Source organism: Pseudomonas sp. p21 (genome assembly GCF_001642705.1).
Classification (GTDB): Bacteria; Pseudomonadota; Gammaproteobacteria; order Pseudomonadales; family Pseudomonadaceae; genus Aquipseudomonas.
Window position 1 is genome coordinate 50246 of the sequence record NZ_LWBV01000009.1, and the last position, 21505, is coordinate 71750.

General features: G+C 55.2%; 17 protein-coding genes and 1 pseudogene. 10 read left to right on the forward strand and 8 right to left on the reverse strand.

The annotated features are described in order from the left end of the window. Positions 1-67: 67 nt before the first annotated feature. Entirely contained in the window at positions 68-721 is a 654-nt protein-coding gene (locus tag A4C63_RS22530; protein WP_063914657.1) for an HAD family phosphatase, read from the forward strand. A gap of 489 nt (positions 722-1210) precedes the next feature. Here A4C63_RS22530 and A4C63_RS26410 read toward each other — a convergent pair whose 3' ends face one another. Continuing rightward, the gene (locus A4C63_RS26410) at positions 1211-1354 is read right to left on the reverse strand and encodes a hypothetical protein (protein WP_156510906.1); all 144 of its coding nucleotides are present in this window, start codon (positions 1352-1354) and stop codon (positions 1211-1213) included. A gap of 2002 nt (positions 1355-3356) precedes the next feature. Further along, positions 3357-3566 carry a hypothetical protein gene (locus tag A4C63_RS22540; RefSeq protein ID WP_063914880.1) on the reverse strand — a complete coding sequence of 70 codons (210 nt, stop codon included), beginning with the start codon at positions 3564-3566 and terminating at the stop codon, positions 3357-3359. Between the two features lie 112 nt (positions 3567-3678). Here A4C63_RS22540 and A4C63_RS26060 point away from each other — a divergent pair. Beyond that, positions 3679-3873 (forward strand): annotated as a pseudogene (locus A4C63_RS26060) (hypothetical protein); the annotation flags it as partial. A gap of 419 nt (positions 3874-4292) precedes the next feature. Here A4C63_RS26060 and A4C63_RS22545 read toward each other — a convergent pair. Further along, entirely contained in the window at positions 4293-5291 is a 999-nt protein-coding gene (locus A4C63_RS22545; protein WP_063914659.1) for a DNA-binding protein, read from the reverse strand. 177 nt (positions 5292-5468) lie between these two features. Between A4C63_RS22545 and A4C63_RS22550 the strand changes: the two genes are divergently transcribed. Continuing rightward, a complete protein-coding gene (locus A4C63_RS22550) occupies positions 5469-6428 on the forward strand; it encodes a site-specific integrase (protein WP_063914660.1) in 960 nt (319 codons plus the stop codon). Positions 6429-6595: 167 nt separating this feature from the next. On the opposite strand, the gene A4C63_RS22555 is transcribed toward A4C63_RS22550, so the two are convergent. Continuing rightward, complete coding sequence (locus A4C63_RS22555; RefSeq protein WP_063914661.1) at positions 6596-8680, reverse strand: hypothetical protein; 2085 nt, start codon at positions 8678-8680, stop codon at positions 6596-6598. Beyond that, positions 8677-12600, reverse strand: coding sequence for a hypothetical protein (locus A4C63_RS22560; RefSeq protein WP_063914662.1), 3924 nt, complete (start codon positions 12598-12600; stop codon positions 8677-8679). The genes A4C63_RS22555 and A4C63_RS22560 overlap by 4 nt, the downstream gene beginning before the upstream one ends. A gap of 224 nt (positions 12601-12824) precedes the next feature. Here A4C63_RS22560 and A4C63_RS22565 point away from each other — a divergent pair, with 224 nt between their 5' ends. The 3 genes from A4C63_RS22565 (at position 12825) to A4C63_RS22575 (ending at position 14764) form a co-directional block, all read left to right on the forward strand. Then, positions 12825-13574 carry an NAD-dependent deacylase gene (locus A4C63_RS22565; protein ID WP_063914663.1) on the forward strand — a complete coding sequence of 250 codons (750 nt, stop codon included), beginning with the start codon at positions 12825-12827 and terminating at the stop codon, positions 13572-13574. A 276-nt stretch (positions 13575-13850) separates the two neighbouring features. After that, positions 13851-14237 carry a hypothetical protein gene (locus A4C63_RS22570; RefSeq protein WP_063914664.1) on the forward strand — a complete coding sequence of 129 codons (387 nt, stop codon included), beginning with the start codon at positions 13851-13853 and terminating at the stop codon, positions 14235-14237. Positions 14238-14422: 185 nt separating this feature from the next. Beyond that, the gene (locus A4C63_RS22575) at positions 14423-14764 is read left to right on the forward strand and encodes a hypothetical protein (protein WP_063914665.1); all 342 of its coding nucleotides are present in this window, start codon (positions 14423-14425) and stop codon (positions 14762-14764) included. Positions 14765-15295: 531 nt separating this feature from the next. Here A4C63_RS22575 and A4C63_RS22580 read toward each other — a convergent pair. Then, a complete protein-coding gene (locus A4C63_RS22580) occupies positions 15296-17245 on the reverse strand; it encodes a PIN-like domain-containing protein (RefSeq protein WP_063914666.1) in 1950 nt (649 codons plus the stop codon). Positions 17246-17530: 285 nt separating this feature from the next. Here A4C63_RS22580 and A4C63_RS27140 point away from each other — a divergent pair, with 285 nt between their 5' ends. From A4C63_RS27140 to A4C63_RS22595, 4 genes are all read left to right on the forward strand, one after another. Next, the gene (locus tag A4C63_RS27140; protein WP_156510907.1) at positions 17531-17632 is read left to right on the forward strand and encodes an HNH endonuclease; all 102 of its coding nucleotides are present in this window, start codon (positions 17531-17533) and stop codon (positions 17630-17632) included. A gap of 64 nt (positions 17633-17696) precedes the next feature. Next, positions 17697-17915 (forward strand): hypothetical protein, encoded by a 219-nt coding sequence (locus A4C63_RS26070; RefSeq protein ID WP_082888396.1) that lies wholly within the window; start codon positions 17697-17699, stop codon positions 17913-17915. A gap of 167 nt (positions 17916-18082) precedes the next feature. Continuing rightward, complete coding sequence (locus A4C63_RS26950; RefSeq protein WP_305825987.1) at positions 18083-18895, forward strand: HNH endonuclease; 813 nt, start codon at positions 18083-18085, stop codon at positions 18893-18895. Between the two features lie 155 nt (positions 18896-19050). Continuing rightward, complete coding sequence (locus tag A4C63_RS22595; protein WP_063914669.1) at positions 19051-20580, forward strand: hypothetical protein; 1530 nt, start codon at positions 19051-19053, stop codon at positions 20578-20580. 153 nt (positions 20581-20733) lie between these two features. Here the strand turns inward: A4C63_RS22595 and A4C63_RS22600 are convergent, their stop codons facing one another. After that, entirely contained in the window at positions 20734-21231 is a 498-nt protein-coding gene (locus tag A4C63_RS22600) for a hypothetical protein (protein ID WP_063914670.1), read from the reverse strand. Positions 21232-21267: 36 nt separating this feature from the next. Beyond that, a complete protein-coding gene (locus A4C63_RS26855) occupies positions 21268-21465 on the reverse strand; it encodes a DUF4062 domain-containing protein (RefSeq protein ID WP_063914671.1) in 198 nt (65 codons plus the stop codon). Positions 21466-21505: the final 40 nt, after the last annotated feature.

A 21505-nucleotide genomic window follows, 5' to 3' on the forward strand; every position in this document is an offset into this window, starting at 1 on the left:
TTGTCATTTCACCCGGCGATGGCTGAAAAGGCCGTCGCCCCTTGATTCCGTACCTTGGAGGTGGCCAATGGCCCTCGCACTGTTTGATCTGGACGACACCCTTATCGATGGCGACTGTGCCAGCCTGTGGAGCAGCCATATGGCCGCGCTCGGTTGGGTCGATGGGCCGAGCTTCATCGAGCGCGACCGCGAACTCATGGCGCTCTATGCGCAAGGCAAGTTGGCCATGGAGGCGTACATGACCTTCAGCCTCTCACCCCTGGTGGGCCGCACGATAGAGGAGGTGGCCGAGGCGGTGGCTCCCTTCGTGGAAGATGTCATCACCCCGCGCATCCATGAGGATGCCATTGCCTGCCTGGCGCGACATCGCGAAGAGGGGGACCGCCTGCTGATCATTTCAGCGTCTGCGCACTTCCTGGTGAGCCGCATCGCCAAACAACTTGGCGTAGAAGAAGTACTGGCGATTGACCTTGAACACCAGCAGGGCGCCTATACCGGCAATACCAGTGGGATATTGACCTACCGGGACGGCAAGGTGACGCGGCTTCACAGCTGGCTGCAAGAGCAGGGCGAGGGGTTGGACGGTGCCTACTTCTACTCGGATTCGCGCAATGACCTGCCGTTGCTTTCGCTGGTCGCCAAACCGCATACAGTCAATCCTGATCCCGTGCTGCGGGCGCATGCTGACGCGACGGGGTGGCCGATTCTGCGGTGGCATTGAGAGTTGTTAAAAGGAAGATAGGAAGAGCAATTTATATAACTAAACAAAATGAATATTTAGTGTAGTTATTCATAAAATGAATATTATAAGGGCAGGGTAGCTCATCTGCTGAACCAGGGAAAGCTCAATTCCTGTGCCGCTGCTCTTGGAGAATTCTCGATTCAACCGCATCCGACACCGTGGATGGTTGAGAGCGCGTACCGCTATTGCGAGGCTGCAAAGCACCTGCTTACTGGTCACGATATGATGGCAATTGCTCGAATAAATGCGGCAATTGGCTATGACCTGGACGCAAGCAAGATCAAGGCAGCTCACGTTCTACGTGCATCAATAATTTTGCTGTCAGTTCACCGGCAGTCAGGAGGAGTCTTTGGCAGCGGGGTTTAGCGTAGCGCGGACCCCGTCGCCAATGACTCCACAGGTCCGTTCTTTGCTGTTCGCCAAATTGCTCCGACGCGGTCTTGAATGATCAAGGGCCGCGACCCCAGCTTATCGTGACAGCCGCCTCATCGTCACGATAAACGGAGTCGCGAGCGGAATTTGCTTGGCCAGCCAGTTGCCGTTGCGCTGATGCGAGGCATAGCGCCGCACAGGCGCGTCGTCGTCCATTACGGCCCGCAGGTCGTCTTCCATGATGGTTCCTTGATGGGATTGGATGGAGCCGCCGAAGGCGGCGAGGGTTGGAGTTATGATTTTCAGTGCTGAAATCTAGAGTACACCGCCCCTTGGGGAAAATCCAAGGATGCGCATAATGAGTATTATGTTAAATAACGTATCTGTAAGTGCCTGTCCTCCTGTCACCAGCCCCCGAAAACCAGATGCGCCAATCGCTAATTGATGAGACACGTGCGCTGCTTTGGCCGAATCCCTTGCTCTGCGCGGCTTCCAAGGCGTGTAGTGCCGCTATAGCGCCCCTGAGATGTAAATTAATCATGAGACCCAGAATGAGTCGATTCATGACACGCAGCCCGCTAAATTCAAGGCCTGCAGTGGATTAGCCCTGCTTCCGGGAATTGCGTTCTTGAGGTAAATCAATGATGAGACTAGCTGCATCTCATGGAGCACGGTCTCTACGCGTTTCGTCCAGCAAATTCGGGGTAATGGGCGCTCTGTAACGTATCTATGAGACATTCCTGAGCAACCTTAGATGTAAGGAATTCGAGATACAATCCCGGATTTGCCCTTCTTTTTATTGGCATTGTTTCACTGCCGCCAACCTAGTTCCGGACTGACGCAGCCCGCACAACTGCTGGTTTAGACCCTGGTTACAGGTATGTCTTGGCGGAAAAACAGCTTCGCTCGTTTCGGTTGCAGCCTAAAAGGCTTCGACGCTATTTGATGAGTCATTCCTGGTGCAGCCTTTCCATGGGGTTGCCTAAGCCCTTGAAAACAAACGGTTCGAACAAATGTTAAATATTTACGAGACATTAGGCTCGCTCGTGGAAAATCGTTTTATCCCGAGACATTCACAGGCTCTCGTCGAGCCTTTGGCCATGCCGAAAAGCTTGTCAATATATGTGTATTATTTGATCTTAGTTACTGCGCGCAGGTGCGCGCGATAGTTCACTTTAACATTCCTGTCAATGGCGAGGCGTGATCGATTGTTTGTCGGATTGCAGTTGCGCTTATGAAAATCAGTCGCTACCATCCGAACTTCATTCATGTCAAAAACACAATAGGAGAGAAAGGATGCGAAATTTGACCCCGCAACTTCCAGTTACTCCCAATACTGGAAGTTTGTGATCCGCCTTAAATCGATCGGTAAGCCATCAAATGCCTAACCTGCCAAAACCGATCTTTGAAACTTACGAGAGCTTCATCGATCAAGACTTCAGCTTGTGCGAACCCACAATGGCTTGCGTACGCGCTTACATAGAGAGTTTTGAGCCGTCAGTCGAAGCTCCCCAAGGATACCTGATAGCCAGGCGCATCTGCAACGCTCGCTGGTGCTCCGCGGCCATGATCGCCTGGCATCGAATCCTATCTTCTTCTTCCCACCGCCGATGCCTTTCTACCATGGCAGCCCGATACGCCCTCATGCGGCCTATCAGTTTCGTGATACCAGTACTGAACAGATGGAGCTTGTCTTCAAGCTGACCGGTTTTACTGTCCGTCCAGCTTGTTTGCGACCCTGCATCCGGCTTCTCTTGGGCGATCAAGGTAAACTCGCCTGTGGAGCTATACACGTACTCCTCACGTGTCCCCAGCCAGAGTACCGGCTCTCGCGTTGGTCGACGCTTGGATTTGGGCTCTGGTGGAGGCGGCGGCTTGGCAGCGGAGTCGGCGCCGGCGGACGCTTACTGATTGGCATTGCCCAATGTCCGCGACGGGGTAACGAGATGCCTGCCTTCCTGCAGGCCTTGCTCAGCGCGACATCCGAGACGCCGATCTCTCGCGCCAGCTGTAAAACCGGTGTCGACCAGACCCGATCGAACAGGTCACGGGCTGTATAGCTCACGTTCTTGAACACGCAGTCTCCTTGGACGACTCAACGCATCTAGTCGGCGATATGCACACTGGCGATACGCAAGAGTACATTTGTACTCCGTCGGGATTTGTTATCTCTGAGTAATCTAACTGGCTGCAAATCCCCGCGTGCTGAGGACGGAGCGTCCCGATCTCCAGCGATGCGGGATCAGTGGGTCGACTCTCCCAGGTTGCCAGCCTTGTACAACTGGTAGTTGATCACGGTTTCATAAAGGTGGTCGGCCTCAAGCCGAAGCCGACTGAGCTCCTCCTCTGGACGCCCCTCTGCCTCCGCTTCGTTGAAGGCTCGGATAGCAGCAAGCGCTTGTTTGAGGAGCGGCTCTCCAGCTTCGGCCATGCCGAGCAGTGTGCGCTTCATTGCTTCATCCCTATCAAACGCCTTCAGTCGAGCGGCCCAAGGCATGACGAACCAAAGGTCTCGCTTTATGTGCCCTGGCAACAGCATGGCCGGCAAAGACGTGCTGGCGCAACCCGAAAACTGCAAACCAGAGCTTGTGCACACCATTAGTGGCTCCAGTCTGTCTGTGGATCGTACCTTAGCTGCAGTGCTGGAGAATTATCAGCTAGCCGACGGTTCGATTCGGGTGCCGGATGTGCTTAAACCGTACATGGGAGGTGTGGAATTCATTTCCACTAAGCATCTTGTAGACGAAATCATAAAGTGAGAACGACTGCGCCTTTTTGGGGGGGGCGCAGCCGCCATAGCATCACTCAGTGTTGTCCGGCGTGCGGTAGATCTGCAGCCAGTGACGACCAGCTCGACTGGTCGCTGGAGCTTGTTCGTTGTCACGAATGGTGCAGTAACGTCCGTGCCGCGCTGTGACAGTGTGGTTCGTGGTGTTCATTGTCACCTCCTGGAACGAGCCACCGTCGCGCCCGACCCGATATCCTGGTGAAACGTATATCGCCATGTAAACTCCTTAATAATGCAGTCCTGATGGAGTGGCTTTGAGCCACCATTTCGCACTATCACATAACTTTGAATCAGCGCCCAGAGCCTGGATCCGGGAGATTGCTCCAGATCAGGATCTGGCCTTGCCGGCTGGGCAACCGAACCTCCCTCCAGAAGAGTTAGCTGTCTGCGTCACTCCTTCTGAGGCGATTCCATCTCTGAGTTGCGCGCGCGTAGGGCCTCGACCTCAGCCAGGGCTTGTTCCAGTGTTGTTGAAGACTGCTTTTCACGGGTCTCAAGGGTCGCAATCGTGGTGCGCAGCGCATCAGACGCTGAGTTGAGCGTAACCATTTGTTCCTGGAGCAACTCCCTCGCACCTTCTGCGCGTGCGGTGGCTGCGTTGGCCAGGCCTACATCCGCTCTCAATCGCTCGATGGAGTCTCGCTGCTGCGCAACCTCGCGAGAAGATTGTCGATTGTCGCCGATCAGTCGCTCGTTATCTCTAATCAGTCGAGCAATTTCATCCTGCTTCATCATGAGGGTCTGCTGCAGCGCGGTTACCTCCTGTTGCTGCTGGTGAAGCTGTGCGTCGTGCCGGCGCTCATCCTGCTCTCGCTGCTCTTTGGTAGCGGCGCGGTAATGCTCAAGCGCGTCCCGTGCGTGTCTGTGTTTCTCCTCCAGGGAGCGGATCTGCTCATCCTTTTCCTGAACGCGTACTTCGAGATCCGTACAGCTCTGGCTGATTCGAGCGTTGCGCGTCACCTCCGCCTGCAAAGAAGACTGCGAGGTCTGGAGCTCCTCAACCTGACTTTTGAGCGCCAGCTCAAGCCTAGCAATTGTTTGATCTGCCTGCTCGAGCTTTCCTTCAAGTGCCCGAGCACCCTCCTCCAGCTTCTGACGCTCCTGCCCGAACAATGTCCGCTCGTGTGCAAGTGCCTCATTACCTTCAGCGATCAGGCGTGCCAGTAGCGATTCCAGAATGGTCGTCAACTCATCACTCAAGCGGGCGGGTGACGCCGTGGGGCGAGAGTCATATCCGTCGATTTCCTTCAAATAGCGCTGAATGGTCGTCTTAGAACCCGTATTTCCAAGCTCTATTCGAACCGCATCGATGGACGGATTCTGGCCGCGAGCGAGCAATGCTTCCAGCGCCTTTTTCACCACCGCCAGGTTGATGCCGCCTCTTGCCATGATCGCTCCTACGATTTCGTACTGTGTTACGTGTCATGTAATTACGTGCCATTTTACAAAGATTTGTCTCCTTAAAATAGTGAGATATTAAGAGTAAATAATGGAGGATTATATGTTCTTAGGGGGCAAAATCGGTGAGAATCACCCACTGATCTGTATGAATGGCAGGAACGGGAGATGGAGAAGGCGCAGCGGTACCTGACGGCAGGAACGCGAGAAAACACACGTAAGAGCTACCGCGCGGCGATCGAGCACTTCGAAGTCACGTGGGGTGGATACCTGCCGACCACTGCAGAAGGTATCGTCCGCTACCTGGCGGAATACGGTGAGAAGCTGGCAATCAGCACCTTGCGCCAGCGTTTGGCCGCGCTTGCCAGTTGGCATTCAAGCCAAGGGTTTCCCGACCCAACCAAGTCGCCCCAGGTTCGCCAGATGCTGAAGGGCATTCGGGTGTTGCACCCTGCTCGACAGAAACAGGCCACGCCTCTGCAGTTGCGGTACCTTCAAAAGGCCACAGACTGGCTCGAAAGGGAGGCCAACTACGCCATTGAAGCAAGTGACTACCTGTTGCTGAAGCGCTGTCGGCGCGACGCCGCCCTGCTCCTTATTGGATTCTGGCGAGGCTTTCGAAGCGACGAGCTCGCGCGACTCACAGTTGATGACACAACAGCTGAAGCTGGCGTCGGCATCACCTTCTACCTGCCTTACACAAAAGCCGACCGGGATCACCACGGCACCACCTACCACACGCCGGCGCTCAAGATGCTTTGCCCAGTCGAGGCCTACATCAACTGGATAACGGTGGCGGGGATTAGTGCCGGGCCGGTGTTCAGGAAAATTGATCGCTGGGGCAATCTGTCTGAGGAAGGCTTCAAGGCGAGCAGCTTGATCCCATTGTTGAGGCGCATCCTTGAGCGAGCTGGAATCCCTGCAGAGGGCTACAGCAGCCACTCTATGCGCCGCGGTTTCGCTACTTGGGCATCTGCGAGTGGGTGGGATATCAAGGAACTGATGAGTTACGTAGGTTGGAAGGACATGAAGTCTGCGTTGCGGTATGTAGAGGCACGCAATTCGTTTGGCAACCTGGCCCTGCAGCCGGGATCGCAACAGCTTGAGCTTCCCGATAACGACACCTGAGCGTTATCACCACCCTCGGCTCACATGCTGCCTAGGTATCCCCGGCTCACCCACTGACCCGGGGATGCCTTCACACATGCGATCAGTGCCCTCCTCCAAATCCAGCAAGGCAGAGAGGAGTCAGGGCGGCAAAGCCCATCCTCAAAAAAGATGGGCCTAATGCTGCGTCAGTTATGCAAGCAGACTTCAACGATCTTCTGGAAAATCGAAGTCTTGGCCGCCTCGCGAAGCCTTACGATGTCGTAGGTGAAGCTGGAGAAGAACAGCTCGCCCAGTGGGTGGTTCAGGACAGGAATACGGGTACCGACCTCGTTGGTAATCACAACGTTGTACACCAAGCTTTGCTTCGCGATGGTTCCGTTTGTGGCTTTGTTGGACGCTACAAAGTACCACGCGCCCTCCAGGCCATTGTCCTGGATGAACACGCTGTGCCGCTGGTTCTGCTTTGTTGGCGTGAGGTAGTAAGGCAGAGACGCCACTTCAGCACTGACCTGGCGGGACGGTGAGGTACCCTCGTCCTGCCGCTTCTGGTTATCGAACAGAGTGTTGCCGATGATGCGGGGTACCCGGGGGGTGTTGTAAGCGTTCAGCCACGTATTCGTCTCCTTGTCGCGGATCAGGAATGCGCCGTCCCATAGGGCATCAAACGCCTTGGTACCTGCTTTTCTGAGCACCGCGCTCAGCTGCTTGAACTCGTAGTTGAACTCACCCGCGCAGGTCTCATCGAACCGGCGCGAGCGTTCAATCTTGATGGTGTCGCCATTCACGGTCACGTCGAGCACCTGGATGTAGATGTTCTCCTTTCGGTCACATCGGCAACTCACCAGCTGCAGCGTATGGTCAGGCAAAGCTGCGCCGCTGATGGTCACGGCCTTGTCTCGGAAGATCGATTCCTTCAGTGCCAATTCCTGCAGGCTTTTCTCGATAGCCGAATCAGAAGGCTTCTTTTTGAGGTCGACGTCGAAGCCTTGGCAGATGGTGTCGACGGATGTCGTGAAGCGATGCAGCTTCACCGACGTGTAGTAATCGAACTGCGCACCTGGATTGCGCTTGCTATCGTTGAGCGCTTGCCAGAAAGTGTTGTAGGCCTGCGTCTCCTCCCCTTCTGATTTCGAAATGCTGGAACCGTTCTTGCTCCTACCGGAGGTTTTGACCTTCTCGCTGACGACCAGGTAGTTCGTGTTGCCCACTTCAAGCTCAGTGGGCAATGGCAGTCCATCACCGTTCAGTACCTTGCACGCGCCGAATTTCTCCGCGAGGGTTTTGATAGTGCTTAGCCAAGCTTCACTGTCCGCTGTGTCCTTTGCTGTATCGAGCAGCCAAAGCGGATTTGACATCGTCGGCAATCCTTCCAGGAATGTCCTGACCTGATGGGTGGCTTGGTACACCAGAGGACTGAATTCAATGCCCGCGCGCTTCAGCAGTCGCTCGATGCGGTTCAGGCAGTCAGTTTGGTGGTAATTGATGCTGTTCTGGTAAAGGTCGAGTGCCTTTGCCTCGGGGTGGTTCGTGGCAAACGCCATGTACTTGCGATCGCTGTTGGTGGTCGCGTTGAGAGACTGCACGCGCTGGTAACGTTTACCACTCCAATCGAACATCAACATGCCGGAATCGGTAACCGGCCTGCTCGCCGACTCCATAGACGAAGCGCACTCCATGACTGCACGCTTGAGGGAGAGAACGAGCTCCTGCTCCTTGGAGAAATACAACTCGTACTCCAGAGCCTCGAACACCTCATTACCGTTTCTGGCCTTACGGCTGAACACAAGTCCCAGGTACAAATTCGCGTTGTACTCGACAGGTTCTATAGCGTAGCGCTGGTGGACGTCATTAAGGTACGAGAGCTTGAGCTTCAGATCCACCAGTGCTTGGATCACGGAGTAGGGATAAAGTGAGTGCTCGCTGATCACTTGGCGGACATGGCCAGGCGCCGGCGCATGCGTGCTTAGATAGATGAACCCGAACACCCCCTTCCTGCCACTGAATTTGCTGTAGTGCACCTTGGTGGACGCTGGGACACCCAGCGATTTACGGATGAAGTCCTTGATGGTGGCATCGACCCGCGGGTAATAGACCTCTGACTCTTCACCATACTTTCTGGAGACCTCAACCACAGCCGCCTGAATGTGACCGTAACCCTCATCAATGACTGCTAAGCGGTCAATGATGTCGTCGAGGTCGCCGGGCAGTTTCAGCATGTTGGTGCGCGCCTTGGCAGCAGCACCCATTTCCAGAGGGTTGATAGACGTCATTTCGCGTTCCTTAGCAGCTGTATCAATGTGGGGTTGATCATCAGACGGTCATCCACCCGGTGAGCGGTGCCTGCCTCGGTCACTGGCACGTAACGGGTCATGATCTTGAAGGCATTCAGAAAGTGGATCGACTCTCCATGGGTGAACTCACGTTCAGCGTTTAGATCGTTGTCGTCCGGTTGCGTGTTGACGTACAGGAAGCGCGGCGTGAGGTTCAGGCCAGCGCACAACTCACTCATATCCTTGCGTTTGGCTTCTGCTCTGCGAAGCGTTTTGAGCGAGAGCTCGTGGCTATCCAGGCTGCCCGACCAACGCTTGACGTCGATGCAGATGAGCGTGTCTTGCACCCGAACGAAGATGTCATAGCTCTCATACACTGCGGGCCCCAGGCAGTCGATGAGCTGGTTGAGATCAAGTGGAGTGATCTCTAGCACCGCGAGCACTCGGGCGAAAATGAACTCGCCAACGTTGCCCTTCAGTAGCGGTATCAGCGCCGGATTGGGCAAGTGGACATCAATCCCTTCGCTGGCCATGTTGCAGGCCATGTTGATGATGCCAGTACCTGATTCCCGGTCATCGCCATCGTTGCGGACGTAGTCTGGAACAAGCCACTTCCCTGGCTGATACACAGCCTGCCCATGCAGTAGGTCACTCAGGTGGTTGTGGCTCTCGACGGTCGTGCAGATGGTGACCCGATCCGTCACAGCCCGCGGCAAGTAGAAGGCGTTGATGATTTCCTGGTAGTAGCCGGAGGCTTTTACGAGTGGCGAGGCCAGAAGCCTGCGCACGTACTTCTCTGGCGCTGTGATGCTCTCGGGAGATCTGAGCATCTCGTTAAACGCCATCGCTTCCCGGTCACCTTCGCGTGCGCTTCTGAGGATCTTGCTGCGAAAAACGCCGTTGAAGAATTTATCAATGTCGTCAGCGTCGGCTGCCACCTGGGCAGTGAACTGCTCGCGCTCTTTCTCAGTACCAAAACAGAGACTCTCTGCTTGAGACAGGCAGAACTGCATCAGCTTGTGATTGAGCAGCGAAAGGCTGTTGATGAGCAGATCATTGCCCTCACGGCGCAGTCGGCTGTATCGCACCACCAGATCGTTGATCACATCACTGGGCAGGAAAATTTCGCTGTGCAGGTGGGTATCACGTCGCTCGACACGGCCGACCGCCTGGATGATGGCTTTGAGCACCGCCAGATCATGCTCTTGATTCAGGATGCGGCGGTTCTTGGGCTGCATCAGGTTGGAGTCGAACTGCGACAACCGAACCGCCTCGCTCCCCCCAGACGCGATGTGCTTGAGCAGCAGAATGTGGTTCTTGACGGTATTGAGGCCAGTATCCTTTTCCCGGATGGAGCTATAGAACGGCGTGTTAACCAGCACGAGGCGATCGAAGTCCTGGTGGAAGCCATCCTCGGTGCGCTCAACGAAAAGGTTGAGACCCGTGCCAGCGCTGCCGTAGGAGGAGATCAGGCAAATACGCGTGTCAGAATCCACCTTCAGGTATTCATCGATATTGACCTCTCTGGCCAGTTGGGCACTAAACAGGATGACCCGTATCTTGGTTCCACCCGCGAAGGGTTTTAGCTCGAAGATTTTGTCCTGGTACTGCGTCGAAAGACCTTTGATGCGGCCCTCGATGCTCTGTGCGAACAGCTTTTTGAACAAATCCGCAAAGCGGTTGTTGAGCGAGAGTACGAAAGTGTTCTTGCCATCCCAGGCAGCCATCAGCATCGCCTCGATCTGCCGGCGGTAAGCAGACATCCGGAACTTGTTGTCACGGAAGCCAGGCGGCATCAGGGAGTTTGACCAGAAGCTGAAAGCGCTTTTGAAGGCCGGCTCGCTGCGCAGCCCGCTGATGTCGTCAGCCGATGTTTTGTAGAAAGGCCTGACTTCCATCGTCCTGGCCTTGGCCCGGGCGGCCCGAAGGTCTGCCATCGCATCTACATCCGTGAGGGAGCGCTCAACGACGCGTACATCTAGATTCGATGGTTGGGCCTCACCATAGCGAACCAGCATCTTTCTCGAAAAATTGCCCGAGTAAGAGTTCTTGAAGCCTGTCGTTGCGCTGAGGCACATGGCGCTGTTCTGGGTGCCGTGCAGGATGCGAAGCAGCTTCACCTCGGGAAGCTCGAGGATCAGGTCAAGGTGGAAATCAACGAAGACGCGATTCTTCACCGCATTACCACCAAAGGGGATCTCGTCCACTTTGATGAGCGAAAAGACAATTTTCGGAGCGTAGAAAGTGAAGAAGGCATCTACGAAGATTTCAGCGTCCCTGGCTCGGTCAAACACCGAAGCCACGTATGCATGATGCTGCCGGGAGGTTTTGATGAACTCCAGTAGCGGCGCGTTCTGGCTGGCCTCCTGACCAAGCTCCAGTAGCTGTCGCAGCGGGCTTTTCTGGGGCACTTTGGAGCAGGCGTACAGGGCGCACAGCATGACCTGCAGGAAGTCGTGCAGTGTGGGGTCAGGATCGTCAGTGGGGGTTCCATCATCGAAATACAGACGGATCTCACTTTTACCGCACACAGACCGCATCCTAATTCGCTTGAGCGCCTCCTCGTTGTAGAAGCGCCTCGGGGTGAGGCTGAAGATATTCCGAGACAGCGCCAGGATTTGTTCGACATCGCGATTGTTGATCGTGATGTGACCCACGTTGCCCGAGCACATCATCAGGATGGCATCCAGCGGGACGCTGGTTTGGCAGTCCTCTTCGTAATGCCGGCGAAGATCCTGCATGAGCTCAACCGTTTCGTTGAACGCGATGGGCTCCTCATTATCGGGGCCATACTGCTCCGAAACCATCTCCATCAGGCGGTGCAGACCGGCAATGACGTGGGGCGGCTTCACCCGCTCGCTGACCAGCTTCTTCTTACTCTCTTCGAAAATTCGGTCGTAACTGTCGTGCTCCTCATCGACGACCAGGTTGAAGGTGATTCCGTGGGCCTTGAAAAAATTTGCCTCGTCGGAAATGAAGAAGTCGTCCTTGAGGTAGGCGATTTGCTCGTCATGGGACAGGCTACAGGCGGCGCCGATAGGCGCGATACTGTCTTCCTCGGCATTCGTGGGCGAGCGCTTGGCTCCCAGTATGGCGTCGAAGCTCAGCTTCTTGATGTTCGGTTCTTTCTTCTTGTCGATGTACACAATGAACGCGCGCTTGAGGAATCGCGCAGTGGTAGCGATGAAGATGGTTGGCCCCACCTTGGCCCGCTCGAACGGCAGTACATGATCAATCACTTCGATCTTCGCACGCTCCCGGTCAGTTCGAGCATCCCTGAAGCGGTCTTCGGTGGCCACAAATTGAGAACCGACTTTCTCCCTGATCACGGCTTTGGCCAGATCCTGCAACGCAAAGAGCAGGCGTTGCTTTGACGCGTCGATTCGACGCCGCAACTCAATGTCCCGAAGATGATCCATCACGCCTAACTTCAGGTAGCGAAGGTGCTCGGATTCAGTTGCTTTGAGCCCGCTGATGGCGCTGCTCAGTTCGCTGACCGCTTCGCGGTAGTAGTCGGTACTCAGGGCCCTGATCCAGCCGCCGTAAAGGTCTTCATTGCGTACCTTGGATACCCAGCCGACGAAATTGAGGTCAGACAAGTCCCGCTCGGCCAGGAAGCTCAAGATGCTGACGCCCCGCGCTGCCGCCCTTTCCTGGGTGACTATGGAGACGTCGATCTGTGCTTTATGCGGGGTGATGAAGAAGAGGTTGCGGTGGCCCCCGCCTTCGTTATGAACAGCGGAGTGTTCGACGAACTGATCGAAGACGTTATAAGACTTGCCGAAGCCAGTACCATCATTGGCAAAACTCACTGATGGGTTAGGTTTGGCGTTGCCGTTGAAGAACGGAGCCAGACGAGTCCGGTGCGAGTTGATTTCGTGGCTGAGCGCTGAACTGATGCGACCGTCCCTGCAGTCCATGATTAACCTCGCTGACCTTTTGATGATGGCAATCTAATGCATATCACAGCCGAGGGTGCTGGCAAAGCGCATGAATTGCAAGTGCGCCAGTTGCTACGCCTGGTGACATTGAGTCTTCAACGACACGCTCTAGAATGTACCTCAGCGGCAACAGCAATAATCCAGCAGCGCCCTGTGTGATTCACGTTGGTAAGCTGGGATACCGAATTTCGGAGCACCCATCCATGGCAATCAATGCTATCGCTCAACGTTTGCGAAAAGCCAAGCGCGTCGTTGCTTTCACCGGTGCTGGCGTTTCGGCAGAAAGCGGTATTCCCACCTTTCGTGATGCGCTGACAGGCTTGTGGAAGCGGTTCGACCCTGCCCAGCTGGCGACCGCCGAAGCCTATCGAGCCGATCCAAGTCTCTGCTGGGGATGGTACGAGTGGCGCAGGTGCAAGGTTCTCCAGGCGCAGCCGAATGACGCGCACCTTGCTATTGCAGCGCTCGCTCAGCATGTTCAAAAGCTGACGGTGGTGACGCAGAACGTAGATGATCTGCATGAGCGAGCCGGGAGCCAGGGAGTCATCCACCTGCATGGCAGCCTTCATTCGCCTCGGTGTATCGACTGCGGCATTGCGCACGAATCGATACTCGCCTGCGATCAAATGTCCGAAGATGGCTGCCGCCTCGAGCCACCGAGGTGCCATTCATGCAACGGGCACATCAGGCCAGGCGTCGTCTGGTTCGGAGAAATGCTTCCAGAGGCAGCGTGGCGCGCTGGTCTTGAAGCGGCAGAGGATTGCGATCTGTTCTTTTCGATCGGTACCTCCGGCGTCGTATTCCCAGCAGCAGAACTGCCTCTTCGGGCCTTAAGCACGGGAGCGTCGGTCGTGCACATCAATCCTGTGCGTTTTGAAATCAGTGACCAGGAACATTTCCTCCAGGCGTCGGCTTCCGTCATGAGGACGTTGATCAGCGACGCCTTCAGCTGAATCTACTGTCACGCACAGTGCTCATTCGGTGCATGCAAGTCACGGCGACTTCGGAGCGGTTGCCCGCAAAACATCGCGAGGGAGGCACGCGCCCCGTTGACTGACTGAATTACAATGTCCTGGCAGAAATCGGCTCGGCACAGCCACTGCATCTGACGGCGATACACAGCTACGGTACTGAGAACCTAGGTGCCTGCGACAGCCTACCCGCTCCCCCTCAACTCTCGCCCACTCGGCGAATGCCTGCTAGCAGGCCATCACCCATATGGTTAGATCATGGAAGTAGTCACACTTGTACACGTCACCCTCAACCGAATCGGCACCGCAAGTGAGTCAAGAGGATTGAGAACAGGCGCTAGCCGCCAACGGAAGTTTACAGTAGAGGTCACTGATTCCGCGCCCGCAGCGCTACGCGACCTAGTCATTGAGATCGCCGAGGCCAACGGTGAGTCAGAGGGTAGCCTTGAGAACCTGACGCTCTCACGTCAGTACGCTGCTGCAGGAGAATCTACCTTCGACATCCAGGTAGGTAACACCTATCACGGGGCACCGTACTGCGTATGCCAAGTGCAGACAGCGCTCAAAGCAAACGGCCAATACTTCGAGCTTCGGGCGATTGACGTGCAGGGCTTTGCGCCTTATGCCGCTAACGCTCACGAATGAGCGGATGCGCTATTGCGGCGATTTGAGTCGCCGCCCCCTCTTCAAGTTGCCTGCGACGATTCCAGACAGTGCCAGGACGAGGCTTGCTCTTAGTCACGCGAATAATAGGAGCGCCACTTGAAGTGGCGGCCTATCGCCACTATCTCTATTTAGCCCCAATTCGCGGGTATAGAGAGCAACCAGCCATGACAACATTAACCCGGCAAGACTTGCAGTACGACTATGTGTGGACGACTAGCCCTGGCGACAATCCGAAGCTGATCCACGATGACGGCCACCATCTCAGCCGAAAAGAGGGTTATGAGATGATCCGTTTTCTGAATAACCTCGGCATGGCCAGCGATGGTACTGAGTTCGTGTACGGCAGTGGAAATGACCTTACTAAAGAAGCTCGGCTCCGAGTTGAGAAAATGCTGAAGGTTAACCTAAAAAGCACGTCGCCAGGACGCGGAACCGTGCTCAAGTGGATCAATGAAAAGTGGAATACGATCGCTACCGACTTCCAGCCCCTCAAAGCCAAGAAGTGACAGCGAACACCAGCCGGCGCTAGCAGCAGGCCGGCAATCTTGTGTGCCTGAGACGCCACCTCAACCCAGGCGGCACGCATCAACAATAGCGCCCCCTCCTTTCCTTCAGCGAGTTGACGTCCCATCTGCTCCAAGGCCTAGGCTAGCTTGCAAACAGACTTTCACATGGACATTTTGCGCTCAAAACGGAACATCACCTCGTCCAGCCAGTGCCGGTACGCCGCCGGAAATTAGGAGGCTTCGCTCTTCCAGGTTTTTGGTTGAGCGGAACGGTGTCGAGATGCTGTTGGTCGGGGTTGCCGGAGGCTCCGCAAATAGCTTGTGGCCGACGCCATAAAGGCCAATCTGGAACCACCCGCTTTTCCCTTCACTCAGTAAACTGAACGCAGCCTCCGCTCCCTGCCAGACCTTGGAAGGTCATAGGTAGAAGGAGTCCATGACATTCCGCGAACTGTCTCCAACAGCGCGTCGAAGGCATCGAACATCGCTGCATGGAGTTTCATGGCTAATTTCCCGTTTGCGAGTATGGATTCAATCTTCACCAGCAGGCGTCAGAACAACACATGGATCCAACACACTGCCTGCAGGTGGTGCAAATCGAGCGTCAGCATGCGCCATAGGGATGTTCACATCTAACGCCCAAAGCGGAGTCGTGAGTCGAATCGAAATATCGTCCAAGATGTCCTTGAGTCGGAAAGCTGATCTAAACCGGCTATACCAGTCATGATTTTCAGGCCTTGCGGCCACCAAGATTTCACGCCCGTTCAGGGTGACCGAGGTCAGAACCCGCATCGGATCGCGCTCCTCCGCTTCTGCCCCCTCATCTGGCACAGATTGAACGACAACCGTGCGCTGCTGATTATCACCTGGATAGAAGAACAGGTTTGCGCGAGCCTCATCCAGCTTGGCGCGAATGAAGGCACGAACATCCTCGTAGCCATCTTTAGCAACAAGGGACATCGGCTTTGCGATGGATCCCGCCTTGAACGTTTGGCGCAATTCCCCTTGAGCGTCGAAGTAGATTTCGTAAAGCATGCCGGCTAGCACGTACTTCGATACCAGCTCCGGGAAGCGCCGTAGACTGTTATCAAGGTTAGCCATGAAGTCCATGGCCTTCTGTGCGTTACCACAGGCCGCTTGGTAAATATTGCGTCCTAGCACAAACCACGAGGTCGCCGGGAACTCCTTCTGCGATATCGATGCCAGCTTGAGGATGGCGGGGTTCTGGATGTACCAGTTGTGCGACCGAAGCGAGTTGATGATCTCGTTGAGCTCATCAGGCCCATCGTACTGATACTCAGCATCACGCAGCCCGGCCATCTGGATGGCAAGGCTTAATGCGTTAGCAGGAGCCTCATTGGCCTCAGGCGCTGGTTGAACAGGAACCGGAGGTTGTTCCGGATGAACCTGCGCCGGTACTTCAGCGGCCACCTCTGGTACTTCCGGCTCTGCGACAGCGGCCTGCTCTTCGACAGCTTCGGCAATTGGCTCTTCAGAACCGGCTACGGCGACCTCTGCCGCAAGACCGTCACTTGCGACCAACTCGATCTGGATCGCTGCAGCGAGCTGTCCGACTACAGTCGGATCAGTTTTTGACAGGCCTTGAACCAGGGTCGAAAGCGTACAAATCTCAACATGCTCCAGGCCTACCTCCTGCTTAAATTCCGATACCAGTCGGGGGTCAATGATCTTCAGGACTGGCCCTGTATTGGGAATTGATCGCCTCCCTCTACGCCCTTCATCAAGACGCTTGGCCGGGGCATACACCCAGTCGGACTTCTCGTCGTTTGTCAGAAAAAGAACGTCAGTAAAGTCCGCGCTCCGAGTTTTGCTGTAGCCAAGGATTTCCAGCCAGATGATTAAGTCGCCCAAGCGATTCTCCGGCTTCTCCTCGTCCCTGAAACCAGGCGGGAGACGGTGCTCAATCCGCGAAGGGCCCTCTTTCGAAGCTCGGTCACAGAGCTGAGCGATCGGCGAGTCCAGGACAACCGGGCCTAGAAATTCTTCGATCTCAGCATGGATTTTGTCACGGTCGAACTGATGCTTGAAAACTTGAGTGTACTGACTGAGCTCGTTGATAGCCTCTCGGAATCCAGCCAGATACTCAGCACGGGAGCCAGTGAAGCTGGTAGACCGCAACACTGCATCATCAACGAAAAGCGAAGCTGTATCGAGCATCGCCTCAAGGGCTTTAGCGTGCTGTTCACCCTTACCCTTGGGGGTATAGGAATGGAGCTGGTTCTCTTTGACACGTGCGAGGTACTCACCAGCGCACCATGCCGGGAGAAAGAAGCGATTCTCATCAATCGCCACTGATGCCCAATCAAAGAACTCTTGCCGAGCAGCGGCATGAAGTTTGAAGAGGTAAGACAGGATGTTGGTGTCAATGAAGATGAGCGTACTGGGCGCCTTCGCCAGATCCGCAAGCTCTCTGAGGAACTCATCCTTGGTTTTTTTCAGCAGGTTCAACCCGAGCAACATCACAGAGTCCTTGGCATTGGGATTGGCAGATCATAGCCATCCTTGGGGCGTCTAGCCATCGGTGTTGCACCCGCCTCCAGCACGCACAAACCAAGAGCGGGCGGCCCATCGCTTGACTCTTAAGCGAAGCGGGTGAAGCTTCGAAAAGAATGGCTGGCAGCCCAAGGCGGCTGAGCGGCTGGAGGTCTTGGCCCAGAAGGCGTTCGCCTTGCGTACAAAACCCAAGCTGGCAAATCCGGAGCATGCCGAACGCGGCTATCAGCGTTGGGCTGAAGCCGCCAAGGTTTGACAGCATGCCAGAAGCACGAGTACTCCAACCTGATCGCACTCTGCCCGATCTGCCACCGTCGGGCCCACTTGGCTTTCACTTCTATAACGGGCAACTGATGCTGTTACCGATAGCGAACCGTGTTACAACGTCTCCTGCCAACCTCACCGGGATACGCTAATCATGAAAGAGCTACGGACAGCCGCTGAAGTCCTTGAACGCCTCAGCCACAACCAGGAAGCGTTACGCGCCGCAGTCGAAGAACTTGCCAAGTGGGCCGGTGATCGAGGAGCTGCCACGGTTGTGGGCAACGTTAATGGGGCGCTCGCCACCTTGGACGACAATATAGATGCAGTACGCAATGGCATCGCTGAGCTGGTTGCTACGAGCGTCAAACCTTAGTCGGCCAGTGTGCTTGCCACTCCCGCCGCCCCAAATCACAAGGACTTCGACCCATGTGGGGAGATGCGAGAATAACATCTCCATTCGCCGCGTTTATGATCATTCTCGCGGTGATCGCTCGTCCTGTTAGTCGTCATGTACCTAGCCCGGTATGAGAATCGAAATCTGTGATCACTAGATACGAAGAAAGCGATGAATCTGTATGGATTCCAGTAGCACAGGGATTGGATGGCGGGCCCGCTAGGGCCTTCCTACCTTCACGCGGTTTTCAGGACGCCTATCGCTACGGGTACAAAGCAGAGACCGTTACAGCTCCCTACTTTGAAGCGCTCAGCGAAATTCAGCAGGCCTATATTGACGGCGACAGCCGGATTTTTCTCGTTAATAAAGGTACTAAGAAGGAGCGGCAATCCCGAGCTTGCTGGAGGCATGGAAACAAGGCAGGCGCCCCTCATTTGGGGCCTAGCCTCGGCTGGGTTGCGGTAGCTGTGTCTGATCTTGAGAAACTATCTGACCACGAACTTGAAACAGCTCTGAGAGTGGCGAACAAAAAGTTCGCGACGCTCTCACCTCCTTTAGCCAAGCCAGTTCTCTGCAGGAGTCCTAGTGAGCTGGATCAAGAGGTGGCTCGCATTTACGGTGAGGGTGTCCGCGAAATTCCGATGGGGCAAGGTGTGCCCGAAAAATTGGAGAGTACTACCCATGTGTTCGTTCGAGATGCACAGGTTGTCGCTTTTACCCTTCAGAAAGCTCAAGGCAAATGCGAGTGCTGCCAACAACCCGCACCGTTTGTAAAGGCAAGCGGGCTACCTTTCCTTGAGGTGCACCACGTCAAGCGCCTGGCCTCTGGAGGCTCCGACAGAGTAAGCAACGCAGTGGCCGTATGTCCGAACTGTCATCGCGAGCTTCACCATGGGGCGCGTGCTAAGGATCTAGCCGACGAGCTTTACACACTCGTTCAACGACTGATCAGAGAATGACAGAGCACGCGTACGAACAAGAAATGCGAAGCTAGTGGCGGCAAGCGTAAAGAGGAAGTCGCAGTACAGTCATGCTTTGCACGCAAAGGCTCTTCGAACACTTCCTCGCTCACAGCGTCCTGATATCATACCCGGACACATAACGAGGGACAGCTGTGGGTGATATTGGGACGAGCGGCGAGCTCTATTTCATGGCGCTTTGTGCAGGCGACGGAATCACCGCCAACAAATCACAAGCCGACAAGAATGGTTGGGACGTTCTGGTTGAGGTTGACCAAGATGCGACTACGCTGACACAGCAAACGCTGCATGAACCCGTGATCACTGGAACAGTGCAGGTGAAGTCGACCCGTTCTAGTTCACTCAAGGTGAGCGTCACCCTGTCCAACCTACGTAAAATGGCTACCAGCTCGTTGCCGACGTTTTACCTGTTGATGGATTTCACTCAGGGGCCGATGCCTTCCCGAGCCTTTCTTAGGCATGTGGATGAGCAGTTGATCCAACAGATCTTGGAGCGGGTCAATGCCCATCTGGTGGCAGGCAAGCGTGACAGTTTGCACAAGCTCAAGATGGTCATCGACTTCGGACTCGGTCAAGAGATTACCCTCAATGGCTCAACCAGCTTGAGAACGGAGTTTCTCCGAGCCGTAGGCAACTCACAGGCTCGGTACACTGATGATAAGCAACGCTTCCTGAAAACGGTCGGCTACGAGAACGGGAGCCATCTGATGCGCTTCAACCTGGTAGGCCATGAAAACCTGCACGCGATGATTGAAGCCTCCCTCGGCAGAGGAGGCCCTATCGAGCTGCAGGATATGCAGATCATCTCAAAGCGCTTCGGGCTGGAAGATCCCAACAGCCTTCACCACGCCCCAATAGGCACCTTGGTTGTTGAACCTTCTGCCCCCAATGCGATAGGCATACTCACGTTACGAGATGGACGCACAGGAGACAGCGTCGAGGTGGAAGCAGCCGCGTATGTCAGTCCTCTACACGCGATGCTGCCATCGAATGCGTTCCAGATTCGAGTCGACTGCGGCCTATTTGATTGGTACATCAGAGCGGACGGATCAGGAGCCAAATTTGTCTCAACGCTCGATCCAGAAGCCCCCGTCAAATTGGAAAATCTCTGCACCTATCTGCAGGCGATCGGCATGTTGAGCTGCCCTGAAGGGCTTTCGGTCGAGATGGACTTCCATGGCGGTAAGTCCACCTTCATGGTGAACGATGGAACAAGTCTCCCAGGTTTTCCAGGGGCGTTGAAGGTGGCAGAGACGCTACTAAAAACCAAGCTGGCATTCAGGGACAGGGGCCTACTGGAAGTCAGTATGACGGAGCTGATGCGCGGTTCCAGAGAGACTCTGGAGTTCTTGGCATTCCTGAACAAGGAGACTACCGCCAGATTGGAATTCGCCGTAGATGGCAAAACAGAGCCCTTCGAGGGAGTCTGCCTAGTACCATTGGAGTTAAATGTCGGCGGCAGTCACTACCTCGCTATCCTGGCGGTGTCCGGGGACATTACCCCCCTACCTGATGGCCGGTTCTCGATCCCCACAACTCATTTCGACACGGTTTACAAAACCGTACTGCGAAGTCACGAACGAAATGCGGAGGCAACTGTACGACAGTTGCAGCGCGTGGTTGATGACTACACAAATCCATTGCCTATCATCAGACTTTTCTGAGCCATTCCGGTAGATGAAGTCGATCTCTAAACAGGCGTATCCGGCATCTTGATATCGAGCAGCGGTTATACGCAGGGGGTCGTCGAGCAATGCACTGAATTTCTGAACCAGAAGACCACCTTTCTCTGCACCCTTGAGGAGATCGTGCTCCTGCTACAGTGCGAACCATCCACTCTTTCCTTCGCTCAACAAAGTGAAAGCAGCCTCCGCTCCTTGCCTGACCTTGGAGGGCGAAAGGTAGAAGGAGTCCATGATGTTTCGCGAACTGGAGGTATTGGCGAGAGATACCGTCAACCAACTCAGCCCACTCTCATGATGCCGCCACTTCACGTCTGCGGTATCAATCCCGGTCTGATCAGCAGAGTCGAAATCCTTGTAGCCGCCTTTTATTGAACCCAACCCGGCCTGCCAGAGCTTGATAAAGAAAGCCTCATGCTGAGTATGTGGGCGCAGTGTGCCCAGGGTTTCGGGTTGCGGAAGGATGACCACCTCCAAGCGAGCTTCGTGGTCGTAACCACCCCAGCGCCCATTGCCGTTGCGCTGCTGCAGACGCTGCACGAACTCCTGCTCAGCAATGGCCATACGATTTACGGAAAGCTGGTTGAGGCCTTGGATGATGCCGTCATACAGCGCTGACTGATCGGAGAACATTACTCGGAACAGGCCATCAAGGTAGTCCGATACCTCTCAGGAGAATGCCTTCTGCCGTTCTTCCATCGCCACGTTTTCAAGGAAGGCCAGGATGGGTTTACCCGTAGCCTTTGCCCGGCTGAATTCCTGCTGGGTGACCGACTCTCCTGTCTTGGTCTCGTAGCCGAAATTGGCGCCCAGGATCAGTAGTACGACATCAGCCTGGTCGACCTCGGTAACGCCACTCGCCTCCACCCTCGGTTGTTCTCTTGGATTTAGATCAAGGGACGAACAT